This is a genomic window from Paraburkholderia sp. AV2 (assembly GCF_054968425.1).
This window is the reverse complement of the sequence record NZ_JBANLK010000032.1, coordinates 30,570-48,619: the sequence shown is the minus strand read 5'-3', so window position 1 is coordinate 48,619 and position 18,050 is coordinate 30,570. Positions and strand designations below refer to the sequence as shown.

General features: G+C 66.2%; 17 protein-coding genes. 9 read left to right on the top strand and 8 right to left on the bottom strand.

Features of this window, described 5'->3' with window-relative positions; all coding sequences use genetic code 11:
• Positions 1–91: 91 nt before the first annotated feature.
• Together V8683_RS21025 and V8683_RS21020 are read left to right on the top strand one after the other, a co-directional pair.
• Complete coding sequence (locus V8683_RS21025; protein ID WP_411192947.1) at positions 92–1,804, top strand: IlvD/Edd family dehydratase; 1,713 nt, start codon at positions 92–94, stop codon at positions 1,802–1,804.
• Positions 1,805–2,071: 267 nt separating this feature from the next.
• Positions 2,072–3,823, top strand: coding sequence for a methyl-accepting chemotaxis protein (locus V8683_RS21020; protein ID WP_462880674.1), 1,752 nt, complete (start codon positions 2,072–2,074; stop codon positions 3,821–3,823).
• Here V8683_RS21020 and V8683_RS21015 read toward each other — a convergent pair.
• Complete coding sequence (locus tag V8683_RS21015) at positions 3,802–4,773, bottom strand: response regulator (RefSeq protein ID WP_411192945.1); 972 nt, start codon at positions 4,771–4,773, stop codon at positions 3,802–3,804. The genes V8683_RS21020 and V8683_RS21015 overlap by 22 nt on opposite strands.
• 288 nt (positions 4,774–5,061) lie before the next feature.
• Here V8683_RS21015 and V8683_RS21010 point away from each other — a divergent pair, with 288 nt between their 5' ends.
• On the top strand, positions 5,062–5,559 hold the full coding sequence (locus V8683_RS21010; RefSeq protein ID WP_411192944.1) for an acyl-CoA thioesterase: 498 nt from the start codon (positions 5,062–5,064) through the stop codon (positions 5,557–5,559).
• Here V8683_RS21010 and V8683_RS21005 read toward each other — a convergent pair.
• The gene (locus V8683_RS21005) at positions 5,556–7,016 is read right to left on the bottom strand and encodes a sensor histidine kinase (protein WP_411192943.1); all 1,461 of its coding nucleotides are present in this window, start codon (positions 7,014–7,016) and stop codon (positions 5,556–5,558) included. The genes V8683_RS21010 and V8683_RS21005 overlap by 4 nt on opposite strands.
• A 186-nt stretch (positions 7,017–7,202) precedes the next feature.
• Positions 7,203–8,237, bottom strand: a complete 1,035-nt coding sequence (locus V8683_RS21000; protein ID WP_411192942.1) for a GlxA family transcriptional regulator — start codon at positions 8,235–8,237, stop codon at positions 7,203–7,205.
• A 129-nt stretch (positions 8,238–8,366) separates the two neighbouring features.
• Between V8683_RS21000 and V8683_RS20995 the strand changes: the two genes are divergently transcribed.
• The 3 genes from V8683_RS20995 (at position 8,367) to V8683_RS20985 (ending at position 12,760) form a co-directional block, all read left to right on the top strand.
• Positions 8,367–9,008 carry an HD domain-containing protein gene (locus V8683_RS20995; protein WP_411192941.1) on the top strand — a complete coding sequence of 214 codons (642 nt, stop codon included), beginning with the start codon at positions 8,367–8,369 and terminating at the stop codon, positions 9,006–9,008.
• Positions 9,009–9,151: 143 nt separating this feature from the next.
• Positions 9,152–10,996, top strand: coding sequence for a diguanylate cyclase (locus V8683_RS20990; protein ID WP_411192940.1), 1,845 nt, complete (start codon positions 9,152–9,154; stop codon positions 10,994–10,996).
• Positions 10,997–11,191: 195 nt separating this feature from the next.
• On the top strand, positions 11,192–12,760 hold the full coding sequence (locus V8683_RS20985) for an EAL domain-containing protein (RefSeq protein ID WP_411192939.1): 1,569 nt from the start codon (positions 11,192–11,194) through the stop codon (positions 12,758–12,760).
• Positions 12,761–12,778: 18 nt separating this feature from the next.
• Here the strand turns inward: V8683_RS20985 and V8683_RS20980 are convergent, their stop codons facing one another.
• The 3 genes from V8683_RS20980 to V8683_RS20970 form a co-directional block, all read right to left on the bottom strand.
• On the bottom strand, positions 12,779–13,195 hold the full coding sequence (locus tag V8683_RS20980) for a universal stress protein (RefSeq protein ID WP_411192938.1): 417 nt from the start codon (positions 13,193–13,195) through the stop codon (positions 12,779–12,781).
• 151 nt (positions 13,196–13,346) lie between these two features.
• Positions 13,347–13,733 carry a hypothetical protein gene (locus V8683_RS20975; RefSeq protein ID WP_411192937.1) on the bottom strand — a complete coding sequence of 129 codons (387 nt, stop codon included), beginning with the start codon at positions 13,731–13,733 and terminating at the stop codon, positions 13,347–13,349.
• Positions 13,730–14,323, bottom strand: a complete 594-nt coding sequence (locus V8683_RS20970; RefSeq protein WP_411193528.1) for a GNAT family N-acetyltransferase — start codon at positions 14,321–14,323, stop codon at positions 13,730–13,732. The genes V8683_RS20975 and V8683_RS20970 overlap by 4 nt, the downstream gene beginning before the upstream one ends.
• Positions 14,324–14,634: 311 nt before the next feature.
• On the opposite strand from V8683_RS20970, the gene V8683_RS20965 reads away from it, so the two are divergent.
• Positions 14,635–15,282, top strand: a complete 648-nt coding sequence (locus tag V8683_RS20965; RefSeq protein ID WP_411192936.1) for a glutathione S-transferase family protein — start codon at positions 14,635–14,637, stop codon at positions 15,280–15,282.
• Positions 15,283–15,404: 122 nt separating this feature from the next.
• Here V8683_RS20965 and V8683_RS20960 read toward each other — a convergent pair whose 3' ends face one another.
• On the bottom strand, positions 15,405–15,659 hold the full coding sequence (locus V8683_RS20960; RefSeq protein WP_411192935.1) for an RNA-binding protein: 255 nt from the start codon (positions 15,657–15,659) through the stop codon (positions 15,405–15,407).
• A 201-nt stretch (positions 15,660–15,860) separates the two neighbouring features.
• Here V8683_RS20960 and V8683_RS20955 point away from each other — a divergent pair, with 201 nt between their 5' ends.
• Positions 15,861–16,541 (top strand): hypothetical protein, encoded by a 681-nt coding sequence (locus tag V8683_RS20955; protein WP_411192934.1) that lies wholly within the window; start codon positions 15,861–15,863, stop codon positions 16,539–16,541.
• 30 nt (positions 16,542–16,571) lie between these two features.
• Here V8683_RS20955 and V8683_RS20950 read toward each other — a convergent pair whose 3' ends face one another.
• Positions 16,572–17,327, bottom strand: a complete 756-nt coding sequence (locus V8683_RS20950) for a DeoR/GlpR family DNA-binding transcription regulator (RefSeq protein WP_411192933.1) — start codon at positions 17,325–17,327, stop codon at positions 16,572–16,574.
• Positions 17,328–17,406: 79 nt separating this feature from the next.
• Between V8683_RS20950 and V8683_RS20945 the strand changes: the two genes are divergently transcribed.
• The gene (locus V8683_RS20945) at positions 17,407–18,006 is read left to right on the top strand and encodes an NUDIX domain-containing protein (protein ID WP_411192932.1); all 600 of its coding nucleotides are present in this window, start codon (positions 17,407–17,409) and stop codon (positions 18,004–18,006) included.
• Positions 18,007–18,050: the final 44 nt, after the last annotated feature.

The window sequence follows — 18,050 nt, the reverse complement described above, 5'->3', positions numbered from 1 at the left end:
CCGCGGAGCAAACCGAAGGGACAGAACGCATGCGCGCGTTGCGGCCGATAATGAGCAAAACGCCACACGACCCCCACTGCACGGAGACACCATGCGCAAGCTACGCTCGCAAAGCTGGTTCGGCCGCAACGACAAGGACGGCTTCATTCACCGCTCCTGGATGAAGAACCAGGGCATCCCCCACGACGAGTTCGACGGCCGCCCGGTGATCGGCATCTGCAACACCTGGTCGGAGCTCACGCCCTGCAATGCCCATTTCCGCGAGCTCGCCGACTATGTGAAGCGCGGCGTGCGCGAGGCGGGCGGCCTGCCGCTCGAATTTCCCGTGATGTCGCTCGGCGAAACGAACCTGCGGCCCACGGCGATGCTGTTCCGCAACCTCGCTTCGATGGACGTCGAGGAATCGATTCGCGGCAACCCCATCGACGGCGTCATCCTGCTGGTGGGCTGCGACAAGACCACGCCCGCGCTGCTGATGGGCGCGGCCTCGTGCAACCTGCCAGCGCTCGCCGTCTCCGGCGGCCCCATGCTCAACGGGCGCTTCCGCGGCCGCGATATCGGCTCCGGCACCGGCGTCTGGCAGATGTCCGAGGAAGTGCGCGCGGGCACCATGAGCGAGACCGAGTTCGTCGAGGCCGAATCGTGCATGAACCGGTCGCGCGGCCATTGCATGACGATGGGTACCGCCTCCACCATGGCCTCGATGGTCGAATCGCTCGGCATGGGCCTGCCCCACAACGCGGCCATCCCCGCCGTGGACGCGCGCCGCCAGGTGCTCGCGCATCTGGCCGGCCGGCGCATCGTCGAGATGGTGCGCGACGACGTGACCATGACGAAGATCCTCACGCGCGAAGCTTTCGAGAACGCCATCCGCACGAATGCCGCCATCGGCGGTTCGACGAACGCGGTCGTTCACCTGATCGCGCTCGCGCGGCGCATAGGCGTGCCGCTCTCGCTCGAAGACTGGGAGCTGGGCTCGAATGTGCCGTGCCTCGTGAATCTCCAGCCTTCCGGGCAGTACCTCATGGAGGACTTCTACTACGCGGGCGGTCTGCCCGCAGTGCTGCGCCAGCTCGGCGAGCAGGGCCTGCTGCACCGCGGCGCGCTCACGGTCAACGGCAAGACGATCTGGGAGAACGTGCAGGACGCGGCGAATTACAACAGCGAGGTGATCACCTCGTTCGCCGAACCTTTCAAACCGAAGGCCGGCATCGCCGTGCTCAAGGGCAACCTCGCGCCCAACGGCGCCGTGATCAAGCCTTCCGCGGCCACGCCCGCGCTGCTGCGCCATCGCGGGCGCGCCGTGGTGTTCGAGAACGTGGAGGAACTGCACGAGAAGGTCGACGACGACTCGCTCGACATCGACGAAACCTGCATCATGGTCCTCAAGGGTGCGGGGCCCAAGGGCTACCCGGGCTTCGCGGAGGTCGGCAACATGCCGCTGCCGAAGAAGGTGCTCAAGAAGGGCATCACCGACATGGTGCGCATCTCCGACGGCCGCATGAGCGGCACGGCCTACGGTGCGGTCGTGCTGCACGTTTCGCCCGAGGCGGCGGCGGGCGGCCCGCTCGCGCTCGTGCGCACGGGCGACATGATCGAGCTGGACGTGGACGCGCGGCGCCTGCATCTGGACGTCTCCGACGAAGAACTCGCGCGCCGCAAGGCCGAATGGAAGGCGCCCGATCTGCCCGAACGCGGTTACTACCGGCTCTATGTGAAGCACGTCCTGCAGGCGGACGAAGGCGCCGACCTCGACTTCCTCGTGGGGGCCAGCGGCGCGCCCGTGCCGCGCGAATCGCATTGATCGCATGACGATGCCGCGGGCGGGCAGCCCGAAGATCCGACGCCCACCCGCTCCTTGAGCCCCATGTCGCCCCTGCACGCGACACGCCGCCCGGCCGGCTATCTCCCCGTCCTCGATCCCACCCCCATTCGCCAATCGTTTGCGCGTAGACCTTCAGATTGCGCCGAATCGTCCGTTATGTAGGGTGGGAAGGCAGTCCCTGCTGCCAGATTGGTGTTTTTGGGTAGCGCAAGAGACCGGGAACTCGGAAAAGTGAAACGTCTATCGTTGAATAAGCGAGCATGGAGCATCGTCGCCCTGCTTTGGATTTCGCTCGTCGTCATGGTCGTGGCGAACGCCGTCATGACGCGCCAGGGCATGCTGGACGACCGCAAGGACCTGCTGGCCCAGCAGACCGAGAGCGCCATGGGCCTCATCGCCGGGTATCAGAAGCAGGCGGCCTCGGGCCAGCTTTCGACCGACGACGCGAAGCGCCAGGCGCTCGCCGCGCTGCGCAACATGCGCTACGGAGCCGACCAGAGCGGCTACTTCGGTATCTACGACTCGCAGACCGTGGCCCTGCTCGTGCCGCCCAGGCCCGATATGGAAGGCAAAAGCCAGGCCGACATGGTCGATCCGCAGGGCACGCACGTGGCCGTGGCGATCGTCAAAAGCTCGTCGCCGGGCGGCAATCGCTATAGTCAGTACGTCTGGCCGAAACCCGGGCACAGCTCGCCCGTCGGCAAGATCACCTACTCGGATTTCGTGCCGGCGTGGGACTGGCACGTGTTCACGGGCGTCTACGTGGACGACATCGACGACGCGTTCTATCGCGCCCTCGCGAGCAACCTCGCGCTGGTCTGCCTGATCGGCGCGGCGATCACGCTCGGCATGCTCTGGCTGATCCGCAGCATCCGCACGAGCCTCGGCGGCGAGCCCGACTACGCGGCCGAGATCTGCGCGCGCATCGCCTCGGGCGACCTCGGCGCGCAGGTGAAAATTTCGGGCGGCGGCGAGCGCAGCCTGCTGTATGCGATGAGCCAGATGCAGCATCAGCTCGTGGACACCGTCCGCCGCATCCAGACCTCGGCCGAATCGATCACCACGGGAGCCAACGAGATCGCCACCGGCAACCTCGACCTGTCCTCGCGCACCGAGGAGCAGGCCGCCTCGCTGGAGGAAACGGCCGCGAGCATGGAAGAGCTCACGGCCACGGTCAAGCACAACACCGACAACGCGCGCCAGGGCAATACGCTCGCCGCCAACGCGGCCGAAGTCGCGGCGCGCGGCGGCGAGGTCGTGCGCCGCGTCGTGGCCACGATGCACGCTATCTCGACCACGTCGGAGCGTGTCGAGCAGATCATCGGCGTAATCGACGGCATTGCGTTCCAGACCAACATCCTCGCGCTCAACGCGGCCGTTGAAGCCGCGCGCGCCGGCGACCAGGGGCGCGGCTTCGCCGTGGTCGCCGCCGAAGTACGCAGCCTCGCGCAGCGCAGCGCGAGCGCAGCCAAGGAGATCAAGGAACTGATCGGCCAGTCGGTGACGCAGGTGGTGGAAGGTTCGAAGCTCGTCGACGAAGCGGGTACGACGATCGACGAAGTGGTGCAGTCCGCGAAGTGCGTGGCCGACCTCATGGGCGAGATCTCGGCCGCCTCCGAGGAGCAGCATTCGGGTATCGAGCAGGTCAATCGGGCCGTCTCACAGATGGACGAGATGACCCAGCAGAACGCCGCACTCGTGGAAGAGGCGTCGGCGGCGGCACAGACCATGGCCACGCAATCGCAGGGCCTGCGCGAGGTGGTTTCGGTGTTCCGGATTGGCGGGGCCGCCTACTCGGCCGCTGCCGCGCCGATCGCTCCTGCCGCCCCCGCGCCGCTGGCCGTTTCCACACGCAAGGCGCCGGTGCCGGTGCGTCCAGCAGCCCCGCGCGAACCGGTATTGAAGTCCCGCCCGAGCGCCGCGGCGGCACCCGCACGCCAGCCCGCGGCAACGGCCGAGGCAGCCGCGGGGGACAGTCAGGACTGGGAAACCTTCTGACGCTGCTGGCGCCAGGCGGCAAACGTTGACATGCCCGGTTCGAGCACCGCCGCATCGAGCCGGGTCCAGCTCCAGTGCGCGCCGTCCACGCCGGGCATCGGCACCGGCGTCGCCATGGGCACGCTGGCCGAGCCTGGCCGATACGCTTCGCCCGGCCAGAATACCGGCATCGCGTTTCGGGCCGTCATGGCCTCGAGCAGCTCGGCCGGCCCGCCCTCGTCCGCCACGACGTCGCATTGCGCCACCCAGTCGCGGCTGTCCCACGCCAGAAACACGCCGGTGTTGCCGAGCGCATCGAGGGTCAGCACGGCGTTCTGCTCGGGCCGCCAGTAGTACTCGACAATGCGCTCGCGCTGCGCAAGTTCGTCGAGCACCTCCTGCGTCTGCGGAGCCGCATAGATCGAACCGACCCCGTGCACGCCGATGTGACCACGGCCCGCGCAATACTTCTGCTTCGCCTCGTCGAGCACGCGTGCGAGCTTGCGCGTCATCGCCGGATCGCTCTTCTTCAGGTAGTAGTCGATCAGGCCCGCGTTGAACGCCTCCACGGCGTGCGACTCGTTCGCCGTCCCCGTGAGCAGGATCTTCGAGCACGCCGTGCCGGTCACCGAGGAAAGAAACTGAATGCCGTCCATACCCGGCATTTCGCAGTCCACCACGAGCGCCGCAATATCCTCGAAGCGCGCGGCATCGGCCATCACGTCCTCGCCCAGCGCATTGCCCCCCCGCTTCTCGAATTCCGACCAGGCCGGCCCCGACAACGGACTCTTCGCGGCGTGCCGCTCCGCCCGCGAAGCCACGTGCGCGAGCGCCTCGTGCGGGTCCGTGTAGAAGCGATGCATGGGCGCATCGTGAAAGAACCCGCGCAAGGCGTGGAGAAAATCGGCGCTGTCGTCGACGAACACTACGGATACGGGATACAGCACCGGCTGTCTGACTATCGAACTCATGGTTGCCTCAGTAAATACAGGCCGGGGCGGCAACGATTCCGTGCGCGATACCCGGTGCAAAGCGTCCAGATTATGCGGCGATATCGCATCGCGCAGCAACCTGTGAGCAGTAGTGTGCGGCCTCGAATGCGATGCGCATCAACGGCAAACGTTGGCTACGCCAAGGGCGCAAAAACAGTGTGGTCCGAGCCGTTTTTGCGGCGCACGAAGGGGGCCAGAATGCTCGCATGTCATTTCGCGGAATGACATGCGCGGCTGCCGCCTGCAGTCACCCTCCGGAGTTATACGATGTTCACACGCGAAGCCATTCCCGCCCTCCTTACCCGTGGCACTGCACAGCTCTCCGAGCAGATCACGGATGCAACGCCCAGCAAGACGTTCCATCACGTGATCGACATCTATCTCAAGGACTCCAATGCCTTCATGAACACCTATTTCGCGCGCTATTTCGAATGGCAAGGCATTTGCCGAGAACGCTGGTTCCACGAATGCATCCACAACAATCTGCTCGCTTCGGGTGGCGTGTTCGTGACCAAGCGCGCGCATCAGGAGTACGTTCAGGAGACATTCCCGTTCCAGCGTGTGGATTGCTATCTGAATACGTTCCAGGTGCGGCAATGCTCCGCCTATCTCGTGTTCCGCTTCTGCGTGGACGGGCAGCCGGTATCGCTCGGCTATCAGCAGATCCTGTTCGCCGGCACCGACAAGCGCATTCGCCGCTTCCCGCCGGGCATCATCGAACGGGTCAAGGAATATGAGCTGATCCTGCCTTCGGGCGTGAATTAACCCGCATAGTCCTGCCCCGCCGCCCAGCGGCGGGGTCGCCCCGACATATCATGCAGCGCGCGGTCCGCGGGGGACCCGGGCTGCGGCAGGCGCAGCGTGAACGTGGCGTGGACGCCCGGCTCCGATTCGCATGCGATGCTGCCGCCCAGCGCATCCGCCACGCGCCGGCAGAAAGCGAGGCCCATGCCGACACCGCGGCCATGCGATTTGGTCGAAAAGAACGGGTCGAAAATGCGCGGCAGAATATCCGCGGCAATGCCCGGTCCGGTGTCGCGGAAAGTGAGGACGCAAAAGCCGTTTTCGTCGTGCGCGCCGATCTCGACGCGCCCCGGGCCGCCGGCGTTCTGGATTGCGAAAAGCGCGTTCTTGAGCAGGTTGAAAAGCACGAAGACCACGAGCGAATCGGAACCCGAGAAGCGCAGCGAGGCTTCCATCGGCTCGACGTCCACCATCTCGCGCTCGCCGGCGCGAAACGGAAAGCGTTCGAGCGCCGCGTTCACGCACGAACGCATGGAGCAGATTTCGAAGCTGCGCCGGTCGAGCCGGTCCAGCGTGAACGACGCGAGCGACATCTCGACCACGGTGCTCGTGCTGTCCACCTGCCGGCGGATCGAGGAAGCGAGCGACGTGAGCCGTTCCGACTGCCCGGGATACAGGCCGTCCACGCAGAGCTGATGCTGCACGGCCAGTTGATAGCCGCGCATCAGTTCGGGCAGCACGTTGCCGATCTCCTCGGCGTGCATGCCGATGGCGGCAAGCGGCGTCGCGACTTCGTGCGCGACCGTGGCCGCGAGCAGATACGGCCGCATGAGGCCGTAGCGCACGATCGTCACGGCCAGTATGCCGAGGCTCACGGCAATGAAGAGGGCCCCCACCGGATAGAAGCCGACGCCGTAGTTCACGGCGTAATCGCTGGCGGCGAGGCCGTAGAGGCACAGACTCACCAGGCAGAGGTCGAGCAGCTTGCGGCGGTCGTGCGCGTGCGTCTGCCGGTGTGCCGAAACCAGCAGCCAGCCGCTGCGCAGCGTGAGCACCACCGTCTGCAAGACGTGCAGGGGATGCAGCAGGCCCGCCTTCGGGTAGCGCCCGAAGAAGAACGTGCCATAGCCGTCCACCACCCAGTTGCTCAGGACCAGCAGCACCGCCAGCACGGCGCTCAGGCTGTACGAGGCGACGAGGAACGGCTTCTCGCCGCGCCGCGCGGTGACTTCGGCAACGAAGTGATAGAAGGTGGTGGGCAGGAACAGGATGAAGAGATAGCCCAGCTTGACGAGCATGCCCGAAAGCTCGGGGTCTGAGATCTGGAACAGAAAGGCCCACGTGCCCTGCCAGATGAACGTGGTCGCGCACATCAGGGCGAACGGCACCGAAAGGCGCGTCACGCCTTCCGTGAGCAGCACGTATACGCCGAATCCGAGAAACTGCGCGGACACGAACGCGGGCAGGATCGAGAACATAAGTTTGTCGCGTGGATTGTATTTTTGCCGGCCGATCGCCCCCTCGCAGCGGGCGGCGCTTAATTTCGCAGATTATCGCCGGTATTGTCTTTGCAGGGTGGCGTCTTATCTTGTTCAGGCACAAATGATGTACTGCGGATGCACTGCGCATGCCCTCCCGATGCGCCACGAATCACTTTCTAATCCTTACCGAATCTGGCGGGCTGTCGTACCCGCTGCCGCATGCGAAGCGAAACGCCGGCGATATTCTGCCGGCGTCACGCCGACATGCTTGATGAATGCGCGCCGCAGCGTGTCGGCATTCGCAAACCCGCAGCGGGTCGCGACGCGCTTGGGCGCCTCGCCCGACGTCTCCAGCAGGCCGCGCGCGGCATTGACGCGGACGGTTTCGACCCAGGCCGCCGGCGTCATGCCGACCTCGGACTGGAAGAGCCGTGCGAAATGGCGCGGGCTCAGGCCCACGCGGGCAGCAAGATCGGGCACGCGGTGCGGTTCCTCGGGATGCGCCGCCACCCAGCGCTGCACCTCCTGCAGCGCGGAGCGCCCGGACGGCTGCGCGGCGCCGCCGCGGCTGAACTGCAACTGACCGCCGGGCCGCTTGAAGAACATCACGAGCTGGCTTGCCACCCGCATCGCAATCTCGCGCCCGAGATCCTCCTCCACGAGCGAGAGCGCGAGATCGAGACCGGCCGTCACACCCGCCGCCGTGCGCAACTTGCCGTCGCGCACGTAGAGCGAATCCGCCTCGACAATCGCACCGGGGCACATCTGCGCGAGCCGCTCCGCCGCGGCCCAGTGCGTCGTCACGCGGCGCTTGTGCAACAGGCCGCTCGCGGCAAGCACGAAGGCGCCTGTGCAGACCGATCCGTAGCGCCGGCTGCGCGCGGCGCTCGCCCGCAGCCACGCCTGCACGCGCGCGGGCAACTGCGCGGTGGCGGCGTCGGGGGCGCCGGCCACGAGCAGCGTGTCGATGCGCTCCTGCCCCTCGCCCGCTGCCTGCGTTCCGGCTTGCCCCTGAGCGGCCGCAGCGCCGGCCACCGCATCGGCCACCAGCCGCACGCCCGAGGAACTGCGAATGGGGCCGGGCCGGCATGCTACCACGCGCAGATCGTAGACATGCCGGCCGGCCTCCCGATTCGCTTGCGCGAAGACGTCGAGCGGCCCGCTCACGTCCAGCAGCTGGACGCCCGGCAACGCAAGAATGGCGACGATTCTGGCCATGTTTCCTGTCACTCCGCTTCCATGTCCGGATCCTGCGCGAAATGGCAGAATCTGGCGCCTTCAGTCAATTGAGGACAATTCTCGCACGAACCACAATAGATGCACACCGCTTCCCACACGGAGATTCCCATGAGCTTCGACCTGAACGACGTTGCAATTCCCGATAGCCAACTGGCCCGGGAGATCACCGAATTCGTGCGCGACACCGAAACGCCGCTGCTGTTCCATCATTCGAGCCGGGTGTACTACTTCGGCGCGCTCGCGGGCCGGCAGCGCGGACTGAAATTCGACCCCGAGCTGCTCTACGCAGGCGCGATGTTCCATGACGTGGGCCTTATGCACGCGCACAGCAGTCCGCACGAGCGCTTCGAAGTGGACGGCGCCAACGCGGCGCGCGATTTCCTGAAGAGCCACGGCATCGCGCAACAGGACATCGATCTCGTGTGGACCGCCATCGCGCTTCACACGACACCTGGCATTCCCGAACATATGCATCCGGTAATCGCGCTCGTGACGGCAGGTGTCGAAATGGACGTGCTCGGCCTCGCCTATGAAAAATACAGCGACGCCGAACGCGAAGCGATCGTGCACGCGCATCCGCGCACCCCGCATTTCAAGGAAGACATCATCCAGGCGTTCTACGATGGCATCCACCACAAGCCGGCGACGACGTTCGGCAACGTGAAGACCGACGTGCTCGCCGACAAGGATCCGCATTTTCACGCCGGCAACTTCTGCAGCGTGATCCGCCACTCGGCCTGGCGCGGGTAAGACGTCGAAGGTGGAAGGACCGCCACCGTCCGGGCATTCGCGGGCGATGCTATCCTTGGCCCATTGTCCGGACCGGCCCAGCCCGCGCCCTGCGGGCGGTGGCCCCGGATTTCACGCGCTGCTTCGGCGGATCGGGGAGATCCATGGATCGTACGGCGGACCCATCGCGGCAAACAGGCAAGCACGCGGCTACCCAGACCGGCAAGCACGCGGGCATCGTTTCCCGCATCGTGATGAAGCGTCCGCGCCTGATCGTGACGTTATGCTTCGTTTGCGCGATGGCGCTCGTGGCGACCGTCGGGATACGTCAGCTCTACCAGATAACCCGCCAGGACCTGGAAAACCGGCAGCGCGACCTGGAGGTCCGGGCCGCGGGCGTGAATGCGCTGATCGCCTCCGAAAGCCGCCGGCTGCTGTTTCTGCGCGACTATGCACAGCACGTACTGGCGTCCATCCCGGAGCCGGAGCCGCCGCACAACGCCCGTCCGTCCCACGCAACCCCGCCCCACCCCGCTCCGGCTGCCACGTCCACCGCCGATTCCGACACGAGCCTGAACACCTGGGAAATCGCCGGCGCCATGGATGGACCGCCCGTGTTCGGCACGAACGCTGCGGGCCTCTACGGACTCAAAGGTTTTCGCCGCGACGACGCCACGCTCCCGGCGGACCTCGTGCTCGCCCGCCAGATCGGACCGCTCCTCGCGATCAGCCAGAATGCGGACGCCGTGGAAAGGACCGCGGCGTTCATCTCGTCGAACGGGCTCTACGTGATCTCGCCGCAACGCCCGGCGGCCAATGTCGAAGCCATGTTCCGCCGCTTCGAAAAAATGCCCTATTACCGCGGCCAGTTGCCTGACAGCAATACGTCCCACGACGTCGTCTGGACACCGGTCTACACGGAATTTCAGCAAGGAGAAGCCATCGCAACCCTCAGCGCGCCGGTCTACGTCCGCGGCCGCTTTCGCGGCGTGGTGCTCATGGACGTCACGCCGTCGCGCCTGCTCGCGCTGCAACTCTCGTCAGGCATCCTCACCGACGACGAAGCGGCTGCCGACTTCGCGCTCGTCAACAGCAACGGCAACGCCATCTATTTCCACAACGGCGACATGATCGCGGCCCGGCCCGCGTCCTTTACCGATGACCTGCTGCAGGCCGCACACACCTCCGCCGGCGCCTGGCTGCGCGACGGCAAGACGGTGGTGGAGCGCGGCGGCCATTACCTGATCTTCCAGCGCATCGGCGACACGCAATGGGGGCTGACGAGCGCAACCGACAACCTGGAACTCACCCTCAACGCCGCGAAGCACGTGTTCAGCAGCCCCTTGATCGTCGCCTGGCTCGCGCTCGCCGTCCTGCTGTTCGGCACACTGCGCGTCGTAAACCATATTTTCGGCCGCTACGTCGAAGCGAGCGCCCGGCTCGCGGCGCTCGCGCGCAGCGACCCGCTCACGGGTCTCGCCAACCGGCGCTCCTTCGACGAAGCGTTCGCCAGAGCCATCGCACACGCCGCCCGCGCGCCCGGCGGCCCGACACCCATCGCAGTGCTGATGATCGACATCGACCACTTCAAGCACGTCAACGACCGGTGGGGCCATACCACGGGGGATCGCGTGCTGGAAATCCTCGCCGACCTCATGCGCACGAGCCTTCGCACCGTGGACGTGCCGGCGCGCCTCGGCGGCGAGGAGTTCGCGGCGTTGCTGCCCGACGCGGATCGCGCCACCGCCGCCGCCGTGGCCGAGCGGCTGCGCCGCGCCGTGGAAATGCACGCCGGGCACGCGGGCAGCGGCGGTCAGCCCGATGCGGCGAGGCCCGAGACGATTCCGTTCTCGATCTCGATTGGCGTAGCGGCAAGCCCCGAAGACGGCCCCGCCACCTGCGAGACGCTGATGGCGGCGGCCGACCGCCGCCTCTATCGCGCGAAGGAAAACGGGCGCAACCGCGTCGTGTCCGACGACGCAGCCCGCTCCGGACCTGTCAAAGCGTAAGCTGCGCGCCGGGCGGCGCCGTCCGGACACATGCCGTCCAGCTTCGCGCGAAAGCCGCTAACATCGGACGAAATCGTCTCTCGCCGCGCCGGCCTGACGCCTTGCCAGGGGGCCGGCCGCGTCGGCTCTCATGCCGTCCCGTTCGTCGAAGCCGCGCAAAACCGCCTGCCCTATATGGCCAGCAGACTGACAACGTTGGCAACGATTGCCCTCGCCGCGCTTGCCGTTTCGGTAACGCTGGCGGTCGTCACCTATACGATGAGCGCCGTGACCGAGCGCCACCAGCGCGCCCAGGTCGACGAATACGCACGGCGGGCGCTCATGCGCGCCGAACTCGTGACCGACGACGCGCAAGCCGCCTTGCGCGAACTCTCGCACTACAGCGGCCCACCCTGCACGGCGGACCATCTTCGGCTGCTCCGGCAAGTGGAAGCGGAGCACCGCTACGTACGCGGGGCCGCCTGGAACGACGGTCAGGGTACCGCCTGCTCGACGCTCAACGACGCCGGCGCCCCGCTGCCGCCGCCCGAACTGACCTTGCCGGGCGGCTTCCCGGCGTGGCAGAGCACGACCGGCAAACCGGGCCACGAACAGCGCATGTTCCATATCCGCTACGGCAACTATTTCGTCGTGCTCGATCCACGCTTCTACCTCGACATCGTGCCGCTCGACGACACGATCGAAATCGGCATACTGGAGACGCACAATGCGCTCGTCATCGCGCGCTGGCCGAACGCCGATCCGGACGCCGTACGCGAAGCCGTGCGCCGCGGCAGTCCCTCGACTTATACCGACGACCGTTACTACGTCATCGAGCGGTCGAGCCGCTATCCGCTCGCCGTCGTGGCCTACGAACCCGAACGCAGCATCCGCCCCGACTGGCTGCGGTGGATGAAGACACTCATCCTCCCCGCCCTGCTCGCCAGCACCTTCGTCGCCTGGCTCGTGCTCGCCTGGCGGCGGCGCCAGCGCACCCCGCGCGCGGCATTGCTGGAGGGAATCCGCCAACGCCAGTTCGAGGCCTGGTTCCAGCCTATCGTGGAACTGCAGAGCGGCCGCTGTGTCGGCGCCGAGGCATTGGTGCGCTGGCGCCTCGGCGACGGCACCATCGTCGCGCCGGATTCGTTCATTCCCATGGCCGAGCAGCTAGGCCTGATCCAGCCGATCACGGACCTCGTGATCCGTTCGGTGTTCGAGGGCGTGGGCGCTTTGCTCGCCGGGCACCGCGATCTGCACGTGTCGATCAATCTCACGCCCGACGATCTCGAAACCTCGCGCATGATGGACACCTTGCAGGCCGGCTGCGAGCAATACGGCGTGCGGCCGAGGCAAATCTGGTTCGAGGCCATCGAGCGCGCATTCATCGACGCACGCCGTTTCGCTCCTGTGCTCGACCGCTATCGTGCAGCGGGCCACCGGATCCTGATCGACGATTTCGGCACCGGCTATTCGAACCTGGCCTACCTGCAGGAGTTGCCCGTGGACGGCATCAAGATCGATCGGGCCTTCGTCCGTGCCCTGCGTACGGGCGCGCAAGTCGACGCGATCGTGCCGCACATCATTGCCATGGCGAACGGCCTCGGGCTCGAAGTGATCGCCGAAGGCGTGGAAACCGCGGACCAGGCCGACTGGCTCGAAAGCCATGGCGTGCGGTACGGGCAGGGATGGCGGTATGCGAAGGCAATGCCGGCCGAACAGTTCGTGCGCTATGCGCTGGCGACGGGTGTCCCGCCCAATGCCCGCGGCACGGTCCCAACCGGGTGACGCCTTGCGGCGCCCGATTCACTGGAGCAGCGTGACGGGCGTATGCGTGAGCCGGCGCAGCCGCGCAAGCATGCCCCACTTGCGAAAGAAGCCGAGGCGGCTCGCGTCGAGCACGACGATGTCGGCATGACCACTCTCCGCGCAAGTCGCGATGATCCGCTCGGGCTGGCCGAACACGCGCTTCCAGGTATAGGGCACGCCCGCGTCGTCGAGGATCGCGCGCGTGCGCAGGAGCGCGTCGCGCATAGTCTGCTTTTCGGAGCGCCGCAACTCGCTTCTCGACCGGAAAGCCGAGCTCCGGTCCTGCCCGACCTCGTCCAGCACTTCGACGATCTCGACCTCGGAAACGCAGCGCTCCGCGAAGAGAAATGCGCCGTGGCGCGCGGCTTCCAGTGCGCCGTTACGATCGAGTATGGGAATCAGCAGTTTCAACACCGCGCACCTCGCTGGGCCATATGCCCGCTGCTTTTTGATGGAATGACGCCCGATGCGCCTGATCTCACGATACCGGGCGGCCCGGCAAAAAGCTGCAAGGAATCCTGATGGCTCCGCAAAAATTGCGTAAACGTCAATGCGTCAATGCGCGTCAGGCCTTGGCGGCGGGATTCAACTCCGCGTACAGGATCACGAGCCAGCGACGCGGGCACGCCGCCGCGATCTCGATGCCCGGCAGTGGGCCTTGCGTTCCGCGTCGGATATGGCCGCGCTCGCGGGCATGCTGCCAGGCGCGGCGCGCGTCCGCCTGCAGCCAGTAGCTCACCAGCGCACAGGTCACGTAGCCGAAGATCAAGGAAGGCATGGCGGACACGTCCGGATCGAGGGTCCGTGCGGCCATCCCGAAGAGCATGACCAGCACCTGGCTGAAAGCAATCGTCACCAGCACGATCTTGAGCAGCGCACGCGTGCGCAGGCCCTGCCGGATGCGTGCTTCCTCTTCCTGCCCGGAAGGCGGCGGGCGCCGGTCATCGCTCATAACGGCAGATGCGCGGCGCCGCGCGGCAATGCGCCAGGTGGCGTAGATACCGGGAAAGCTGGGAAAGCCGGAAACGGCCACCCGGTCGTGGCGGGCTTGCTGAGAATCGCGCTATCGTAGCCGCGGCCCGCGAAGCGCACGACATCGACAAGGCTGAACCCGTGAGCCCGGTAGTAGTCGATCAGATGCGTGGCAGGAAACGGCGTGTCTAGCGCGAGTTGCGTGAAACCGCGCGCGGCGGCCCAATAGCCCGCAAAGGCAAGCAGCGCACGGCCAATGCCGCGTTGCTGCCACGCAGGATCTACGCCGAACTGATGCAGCGAGGCGACGTGACGTTGACGGTACTGCTCGCACTGCGAGGCGCTGTCGCGCGACTCGAGCGTCATCGTCCCAACGATGCGCCCGTTGCACACCGCAACGAAGCAGTCGCCAGCCAGCGCCCGCTGCCGCGTGACGCTCGCGCCCTGATCCACGCAGCCGCAGTGCAGGCCAAGCGCCGCAAGCCTCGCGAACGCGCGATGCAGCAGCTTCGTGAGATGTTCCCAAGAGTCGCGCTGGGGATCGAATCGTCGCAGCACGAGCCGTCCCATACCCGGCTGATTGCAGATGATCCGTTCTTCTCCATTCCCCGACGCTGTGCGCTGCTTCGACATAGCCCCTCCGGTCCTTGCTCTATACCGAAGTCTAGGGTTGGCGCCGCGCGTGCCACAAGAAAAAATGTCGTAAAAGCCGGCGGGTTTTGTGTTGCTGGCGCATCATGCGCGCCGCCCAGGCATGCAGGGTTTTGCTTGTGCGAACAAAGGATTGGGTGCCCGCCTGCCTTCCTGCAATAATGCCGATGCACCGCTTGCCTCATCGCCGCGCTGCATTCCAGAACGCATCTGCCGAGTGTAAAGACCCGATGAAAACGCTGTTCTACTATCCCAGCAATGCCAGCATGGCTCCGCACATCCTGCTCGAGGAAATCGGGCAGCCGTTCGAGCTGAAGCTCGTCGATCGAACCCACGACGAGCACAAATCGGCCGATTACCTCAAGCTGAATCCCAACGGCCTGATTCCCGTGCTGGTGGACGACGACCTGGTGCTCTACGAAACGGCCGCCATTTGCCTGCACCTCGCCGACACGCATCCCGCGAAAGCACTGGCCCCGGCGCTCGGCACGCCGCAGCGCGCGCACTTCTATCAGTGGCTCGCGTGGCTCACGAATACGCTGCAAGCCGCACTGATCGTCTACTTCTATCCCGAGCGCTGGGTCGATGCCGGCAATATCGAAGGCGCGCGGCAGGTCGCGGCCCAGGCCGAAGCAAAGATCGCCGGGCTGCTCGATCAGATCGAAGCGCAGCTCGCGGCTGCGGGCGGCCCGTGGCTGCTCGGCGAGCACTATACGGCGCTCGATCCGTACGCGCTGATGCTATGCCGCTGGACCCGCGGCTTCCACCGCCCCGCGCGTACGTGGCCGCAGATCGGCGCTTACCTCGCGCGCATGCTCGAACGCCCGGCCGTCGTGCGTGCCTTCGAAACCGAGCAGCTCGCACAGCCTTGGGTGTGACGCACGACAATCGACACAACGGCCGGCATGACGGCCGGCCGCAACCAGATGTACCGCCAATTACTTAGTTATGCATGGCAACATGACGCGCCGCCCGGACAGCGGCGGCGTGCCCTTTCGGCTTAGACGAAGCGCTCGCGCCCAACTGCTGCCGAAAGCTGGCGATTCTTCCAGTACATATTGTGCAGCCGCGACTGCAGGCTCGTGAGCACATGGGCGTCGATCGAGTGGAAAGTCAGCGCCACGGCGGGCCGGGAGCCGTCGCCCTCGATAAACGCGATCTCATCGAAAGGCGGGAAGCCATATTTGACGAGCAGGTCGCGAATCTCGTCGCCGGTCGTCCCCGGTTCGATGTTGCCCAACAGCATATGCATCATGTCACTTCTCCGTGATTCTGGTGGCTGACACGCCGCCGCTCCGCGGCTACCCTTGTTGCACCGGCGCGCAGCCCCTATTAAACACACTTCGGCGGTATGCCGCCTTGCGCGCGGTAAAAGTACACATTCAAAAATGCGAGATCGCCCGCGTGCATTTGCGCACGGACCTACCCCCTCCATCGCCAGAACCGAGGACGCTTCATGAACGCAACGCTCGCCACCCGCCATGACCAGCCCGAACCGCGCGAACCCGTGCTCGATACCGTCGACCGCGTTTCCGAACTGTGTTTTGGCCTCTTCATGGCGCTCACGTTCGTCGGGGCGGTCTCCGTGGTGAGCGCGGGGCACGATGCCGGGCGCAAAATGCTCTATTCGGCGCTCGGCTGCAACCTCGCATGGGGACTGGCCGACGCCGTCATGTTCCTCGTGCGCACGTTCACGGGCCGAGGCAAGCGGCTTTCGCTCGCCTTGAGCATCAAGCGGGAAGGCGACCCCGCCGCCGCGGTCCGGAAGCTGCACGACGCGCTGCCGCCTTCGCTGCGCGGACTGGTCGCCGCGCCCGAGCTCGAACTCATACGCGCCCGCATTGCCGCGATGGAAACCCTGCCCCGCCACGCCCGGCTGGACGCCGCGGACTTCGCGGGCGCGCTCGGGATCTTCACGATCGTCGTGCTCTCCACGTTCCCGGTTGCGCTGCCCTTCGTGCTGTTCCAGAACCTCGCCGTCGCCCTGATCGTCTCGCGCGTGCTGACCCTGCTGATGCTCTTCGCGGGCGGCTATGCGCTGGGACGTTTCGCCGGCACGGGAGGCTGGCGGCCGGGCCTAGGCATGGTGGCGCTGGGCAGCGCGCTGACGATGGCCATCGTGGCCCTGGGCGGTTGACGGGAGCATTTGCCCCCTATGGCACCCGCCTCACGCGCGCACGACCGTCACACCCGCCTGCTCGACCGGCGCAATCAGTGACTCTGGCGTCGAGGCTTCGACGATGATGGTCTGGGCCAGCGAAATGTCGCCGATCCGGTACGCCGAGGCGGCATTGAGCTTGGCCGCCGATGCGAGCACAACGGTCTCTGCGGCGCGCGCGGCGAGCGCGCGCTTGATATAGGCTTCCTCGAAATCGCCGGTGCTCAGCCCGGCCTGCGGGTGCACGCCCGTCACCCCCATGAAGTAGAGATCGGCGTGAATGTGCGAGATCGCCTCCACGGCGGCCGCGCCAACCGACACGATCGAATGCTTGTAAAGCTTCCCGCCGATCAGCACGACTTCCAGCGCGGGATGCTCCGCGAGCGCGACGGCGACACTCGGACTGTGCGTCACGATCGTCGCCGCGAGGTCGGGCGCGAGATGGGCGACGAGGAGCGCCGAGGTGGTCCCGCCATCCACGATCACCACCTGCCCCGGTGCAATCATCGCCGCCGCGCACCGCGCAATGCGCCGCTTGGCCGCCGTCTCCATCCCCTCGCGCTGCGCGAAAGGCGCCACGGCGGGCGAGGCCGGCAGCGCACCGCCATGCACGCGCTGCAGCAACCCCTCCGCGGCCAGTTCCCGCAGATCGCGGCGCACCGTGTCCTCCGACACGCCAAACCGTTCGCTCAGGTTGCCTGCCAGCACCTGCCCCTCGCGCCGCAGCGTTTCCAGAATGGCCTTCTTGCGTTGACTGGTCAGCATGGTTTGCACGAAATTTCTTGATATTGCGCGAATATGCACGTTACCATGCAAGTCACCGATCTGTCGAATGGAGAGTGCCATGACCGCAACGCGCGAGCGGGTCCGTATCGTCGAAACGACTGTCCTGTCCGACGACTGGTATGTGCTGAAAAAGGTGACGTTCGATTTCCTCCGCCGCGACGGGAGCTGGCAGCGGCAGAACCGGGAGACCTACGACCGCGGCGACGGCGCGACGATCCTGCTGTGGAATCCCGAAACCGCGCACGTCGTGCTGACACGCCAGTTCCGCATGCCGGCATTCGTCACCGGCCATGACGGCATGCTGATCGAGGCCGCGGGCGGTCTGCTCGACAATGCCACGCCCGAGGCGCGCATCCGCGCCGAAGTCGAGGAGGAAACCGGCTATCGCGTGCGCGAGGTGCGCAAGGTGTTCGAGGCTTTCATGAGCCCCGGTTCGGTGACCGAGCGATTGCACTTCTACGTGGGCGAATACGACCCGTCCATGCGCGTGGGCCGTGGCGGCGGCGTGGAAGCCGAAGGCGAGGAAATCGAAGTCGTCGAGTTGCCGTTGAGCACGGCGCTCGAATGGATCGGGGCAGGCCGGATCGAAGACGGGAAAACCATCATGCTTCTACAGTATGCCGCCCTGCATCTGGGCAAACCGGCACGCGCGGCATGACGCTCGCAAAATCGTTTCGTATCACGACGCATTCGAGGCTCAGC